We start from the raw sequence: 4,671 nt of genomic DNA, 5'->3' as shown, positions 1-4,671 counted from the left end.
GCCGCGCGCGCTTCGATCGCCGCGCCGGTCGGATTGCTGCCCACGGTCGCCGCGGCCTGCGCCGATCGCGCCGCTTCGGCGGCGATGGTGGCCTGGCGTGCGGCCTCCTGGGCCTGGATCGCCGATTGCTTGGCTTGATAGGCGGTCGCCTCCGCCGTCAGAGCGCCGCGTTCGCTCACCGCGCCTTCGTTGCGGGTCGCGGCCGCGGCCTGGGCTGCGGCCTGCGCGGTCGATGCGTCCTGACGGGCCGCGCGGGCTTCGCCTGCGGCCATCTCGGCCTTCTCGACCGCGTCGTGCTTGGACTGGACCTTGCTTGGGGTCTGGGCCGCGGCGCCGCTGGCGCCGAGTGCGGCGACCAGCGCCAGGCCGATCAGGGTGTGCGGGTGAGTCGCGTGCTGTTTCATCGCAGTAACCTCGCGTGGGGACACCGCGACGCTAGACCCGGTTCGGTCAAGTCGATGTAAAACAGCGAAACCGCGCCTGAATGAACCCGGCGCCGGGCATGAATGCCGGATGTCCGCCGCGACACAGCCGACCTGCGGTCGGCGTTTCCCGATTCGCGCCGCCGTACCGCGCCGCCGGCTTACTTCGGCGTCGCGAACACGGTGATCTCTTCGCGGTCGTGGTACAGCTGGCGCGCGCGCACGATCATCGGGCGATGGGTCTGGTACTCGAACGCTTCCAGGCAGGTCTTGGTTTCTTCCCAGCGCTTCTTCATCGGCAGCTTGAGATTGAAGATCGCCTGCTTGCACCAGCCCTCGCGGAACCAGGTGGCCATGCGCTCGGCCACGCGCGCGGGTTGCTCGACCATGTCGCAGACCATCCAGTCGAGCTTGCGCTTGGGCTGCCACGAAAAACCGTCGGCGCGCAGATGATCGACCCGGCCGCTGTCGAGCAAGGCCTGGCGCAGCGGACCGTTGTCGACCGAGGTCACCATCATGCCGTTGCGCATCAACACCCAGGTCCAGCCGCCGGGCGCGGCGCCGAGATCGGCGGCTTGCATGTTGTCGCGGACCAGGCGCTCGCGCTCGTCGGCGTCGAGGAAGGTCAGCAAGGCTTCTTCGAGCTTGAGCGCGGAGCGGCTCGGCGCATCCGGGTGCATGCGCAGGCGCGGGATGCCGAGCGGCCACGGCGAGCTGTCGCCGGGTTCGGACATCGCCAGCATGGCGTGATCGCCGGCGAGGAAGGCGACGTGCAGGCGCGGGCGCCGCGCATCGTCGGCCTTGCTGAGCCAGCCGGCCTTGCGCAGCGCCGGGCGCAGGGCGTTGCCGAAGCTGCGCGCCAGGCCGGCGAGCGGCTTGTGTTCGTCGGAATCGGGGTGCTCGACCACCAGCTCGCCGAACATGGAAACGTTGAGGCCGCTGCCGGCCTGCGCTTCGAGCGCGGCCAGCATCGGGCTGATCCGGTCGGCCGGATCGAGGCCGCGCAGGTCGGCCAGGCGCACCAGCTTCTGGCGCGCGAAGATCAGCGACGACCACGGCAGCGCGCGCGACAACGCCCTGGCGTCCTCGACGATGAACTCGACGTAGCCGCTGTTGCGCTCGGTGCGCGCATAGCCCGGGTGGCCGGCGCGCGCGGCGCGTTCGTTCAATTCGCCGGCGAGCTCGGGTTCGAAACCGGCGCGGCACCAACACAGCAGGGCGTTATCGGTCATCGTAGAAACTCGCTGTGTTCAGGGTAGGAGCGGCGCAAGCCGCGACCGTGCGGTCGCATCGGCCCGCGCGGCATGCATGGAGTCGTTCGCGGTTCAAACCGCGCCCGTCCCGGAACGACGTCAGTACGCGACGCCGCTCTCGCCATAGCGACGCAGCACCTCGCAGGCGGCGTCGCGCTGCAGGTCGCGGCGCACCGCGATGCCGCGGCGTTCCAGTTCGCCGGCCCAGTCCGCTGGCAGCGGGCCTTCGTCGAACTCGGTCAGCCGCATCACGTCTTCCGCGCGCGCGCCGATCAGCAAGGTGTCGATGCCGGCCCAGAAGCTGGCGCCGTAGCACATGCAGCACGGCTGCGCCGAAGTCGCCAGGGTCATCGGGCCGATCTCGTTGAGACGGAATACGCTCAATGCGGCCTGCGCGCACATGAAGGCCATCATCTCGGCATGCGCGACCGAGCAGTTCTGCGGCACCACGCGATTGACGCCGACACCGACCACCAGGCCGTTGCCGTCGAACACCGCCGCGCCGAACGGCCCGCCGCTGCCCGTCTCGATATTGTGGCGCGACAGCTCGACCGCCAGCGCGACCTTGTCTTCGTCGTGGAGGTAGGCGCGCTTGCGGTCGACGACCTCGTCGATCCACTCCGGCAGCGCGAGCGCCACCGATTTGGTCAACGGGTTGGGGATCTTCGGGCTCATGCCTGGGCGGCCCAGGTGTCGCGCAGGGTCACGCTGCGGTTGAATACCGGGCGTTCGGCGCTGTGGTCGTAGCGGTCGGCGACGAAATAGCCGACACGCTCGAACTGGAAGGCCTGCTCGCGTTCGGCGGTCGCGGCCGCCGGTTCGACATAACCGGTCACGGCGCGGCGCGAATTCGGGTTGAGGTGGTCCTGGTAGGTCTTGCCGTCGCTGTCGTCGTCCGGCGCGGCGACGTCGAACAGGCGGTCGTACAGACGCACTTCGGCGGCGACGGCGTGGCGCGCGCTGACCCAGTGGATGGTGCCCTTGATCTTGCGGTCGGCGCCGGCCATGCCCGGACGCGATTCCGGATCGAGGGTGCCGCGCAGCTCGACGATCTCGCCGGCCTCGTTCTTGATCACTTCGTCGCAGCGCAGGATGCCGGCGCCGCGCAAACGCACTTCGCCGCCCGGGATCAGGCGCTTGAAGCCCTTCGGCGGAACCTCCTCGAAGTCCTCGCGCTCGATCCACAACTGGTTCGAGAACGGCACCTGGCGCGCGCCGAAGCGCTCGTCCTTCGGATGATTGGAGAAATGCAGCGACTCCTCGTGCTCGTCGCCGAGGTTGGTGATGACCAGCTTGAGCGGGTCGAGCACGGCCATGCGGCGCGCCGCGGCGGCGTCGAGGTCCTCGCGCAGGCAGCCTTCGAGCACCGAATAATCGATGGTCGAGTTCTGCTTGCTCACGCCCAGGCGGTCGGCGAACAGGCGCAGCGAGGCCGGGGTGTAGCCGCGGCGGCGGATGCCCTGCAGGGTCGGCATGCGCGGGTCGTCCCAGCCGTCGACCAGGCCTTCCTGTACCAGCACCATGAGCTTGCGCTTGCTCATCACGGTGTAGTTGAGGTTGGCGCGCGAGAACTCGATCTGGCGTGGGATCGCCGCCTCGTTGGGCAGGCCGCGCGCCAGCAGCGGCGCCAGCAGCTCGGGCGAGTTCGGCAGGTCGACCCGGCTCACGCACCAGTCGTACAGCGGGCGGTGGTCTTCGAACTCGAGCGTGCACAGCGAGTGGGTGATGCCCTCGCAGGAGTCGCTGAGCGAGTGGGCGAAGTCGTACATCGGGTAGATCGGCCAGGCATCGCCGGTGTTCTGATGCGCGACCTTCTTGATCCGGTACAGCGCCGGATCGCGCAGGTTGATGTTGCCCAAAGCCATGTCGATCTTCGCGCGCAGGGTGCGCGCGCCGTCGGCGAACTCGCCGGCGCGCATGCGCTGGAACAGGTCGAGGTTTTCCTCGACGCTGCGCTCGCGGTACGGCGAGTTGCGGCCCGGCTCGTTGAGATTGCCGCGGTAGGCGCGCACTTCCTCGGCGCTGAGGTCGCAAACGAAGGCGTCGCCCTGGCGGATGAGCTTCTGCGCGGCGAGGTAGAACACCTCGAAATAATCCGAGGCATGGCGCAGCTCCGCCCACTCGTAGCCGAGCCAGCGCACGTCTTCCTGGATCGCGGCGACGTATTCGGGATCTTCCTTGGCCGGGTTGGTGTCGTCGAAACGCAGGTTGCAGCGCCCGCCGAATTCGTTGGCGACCCCGAAATCCAGGCAGATCGCCTTGGCGTGGCCGATGTGCAGATAGCCGTTGGGTTCCGGCGGGAAGCGGGTCCGGATCGCCTGGTGCTTGCCGCTGGCCAGGTCCTCGCGGACGATCTGGCGGACGAAGTCCTGCTTGACCGCGGCGGGTGCGGCGGAGTCGGTCGGAGATTCGGGAGCGGTGCGGGCGGGATCGGCGGACATGCGTCACGGCAAAGGCTGGGAAGGTCGTGAAGTTTAGCCTTTGGCGGCGGTCCCTGCCTCGGGGCGGCTCGGCGGCCGCGCCGGCACGCCGCTCGCACGAATGATCGGGACGGTCGGGGCGCAGGCGTCAGCGGCCCGTATCTGTCCGCGCCATGCCGCTGGCGGGTTTGCCCGGCTTGCCTGGAACGCTGCGTCCGGGCGTCGTTCACGGGCCAAGCCGGCCGACGCGGCGTATGCTGGCCGCAGACTCGCGAGGCCGCTGCGCCGAAGGACTGCGACGATGAAAGTCGTCTATGAAGCCGCCCATCTGATCGACGCCCATCTGGTCCGGCATGCGCTGGAGGCGGCCGGCATTCCGGTGTTCATGAAGGGCGAGGCCTTGCTCGGCGGTATCGGCGAGTTGCCGTTCGGTCCGGTCCAGGTCTGCGTGCCCGAGGCCGCCTGGCCGCAGGCGCGCGAGGTGGTCGAGTCGCTGTCGCTCGGCGAACCGCCGCCGGCGAGCGAACCGGCCGACGCCGACCCGCGCGAGTCGGCCCCGAACGGGGCGATGCCGCC

5 protein-coding genes are annotated in these 4,671 nt (G+C 69.4%); 1 reads left to right on the top strand and 4 read right to left on the bottom strand.

Annotated elements, in window-relative coordinates:
- From ACSAMQ_RS20005 to ACSAMQ_RS19990, 4 genes are all read right to left on the bottom strand, one after another.
- A partial coding sequence (locus tag ACSAMQ_RS20005; protein WP_435397339.1) for a hypothetical protein occupies positions 1-404 on the bottom strand: 404 nt, incomplete at its 3' end.
- 179 nt (positions 405-583) lie between these two features.
- A complete protein-coding gene (rlmM, locus tag ACSAMQ_RS20000) occupies positions 584-1,654 on the bottom strand; it encodes a 23S rRNA (cytidine(2498)-2'-O)-methyltransferase RlmM (protein ID WP_435397338.1) in 1,071 nt (356 codons plus the stop codon).
- Positions 1,655-1,774: 120 nt separating this feature from the next.
- Positions 1,775-2,350 (bottom strand): deaminase, encoded by a 576-nt coding sequence (locus ACSAMQ_RS19995; RefSeq protein ID WP_435397337.1) that lies wholly within the window; start codon positions 2,348-2,350, stop codon positions 1,775-1,777.
- Positions 2,347-4,116 carry a glutamine--tRNA ligase/YqeY domain fusion protein gene (locus ACSAMQ_RS19990; RefSeq protein ID WP_435397336.1) on the bottom strand — a complete coding sequence of 590 codons (1,770 nt, stop codon included), beginning with the start codon at positions 4,114-4,116 and terminating at the stop codon, positions 2,347-2,349. Before ACSAMQ_RS19990 ends, ACSAMQ_RS19995 begins: the two co-directional genes overlap by 4 nt.
- 280 nt (positions 4,117-4,396) lie before the next feature.
- Between ACSAMQ_RS19990 and ACSAMQ_RS19985 the strand changes: the two genes are divergently transcribed.
- On the top strand, positions 4,397-4,671 hold a 275-nt coding region (locus tag ACSAMQ_RS19985; protein ID WP_435397335.1), incomplete at its 3' end, for a DUF2007 domain-containing protein.

This window comes from Lysobacter sp. 1R34A (assembly GCF_051217035.1).
Taxonomy (GTDB): Bacteria; Pseudomonadota; Gammaproteobacteria; order Xanthomonadales; family Xanthomonadaceae; genus Lysobacter.
Note: the sequence above shows the minus strand (reverse complement) of the source record. Positions and strands in the feature narration are given on the sequence as shown.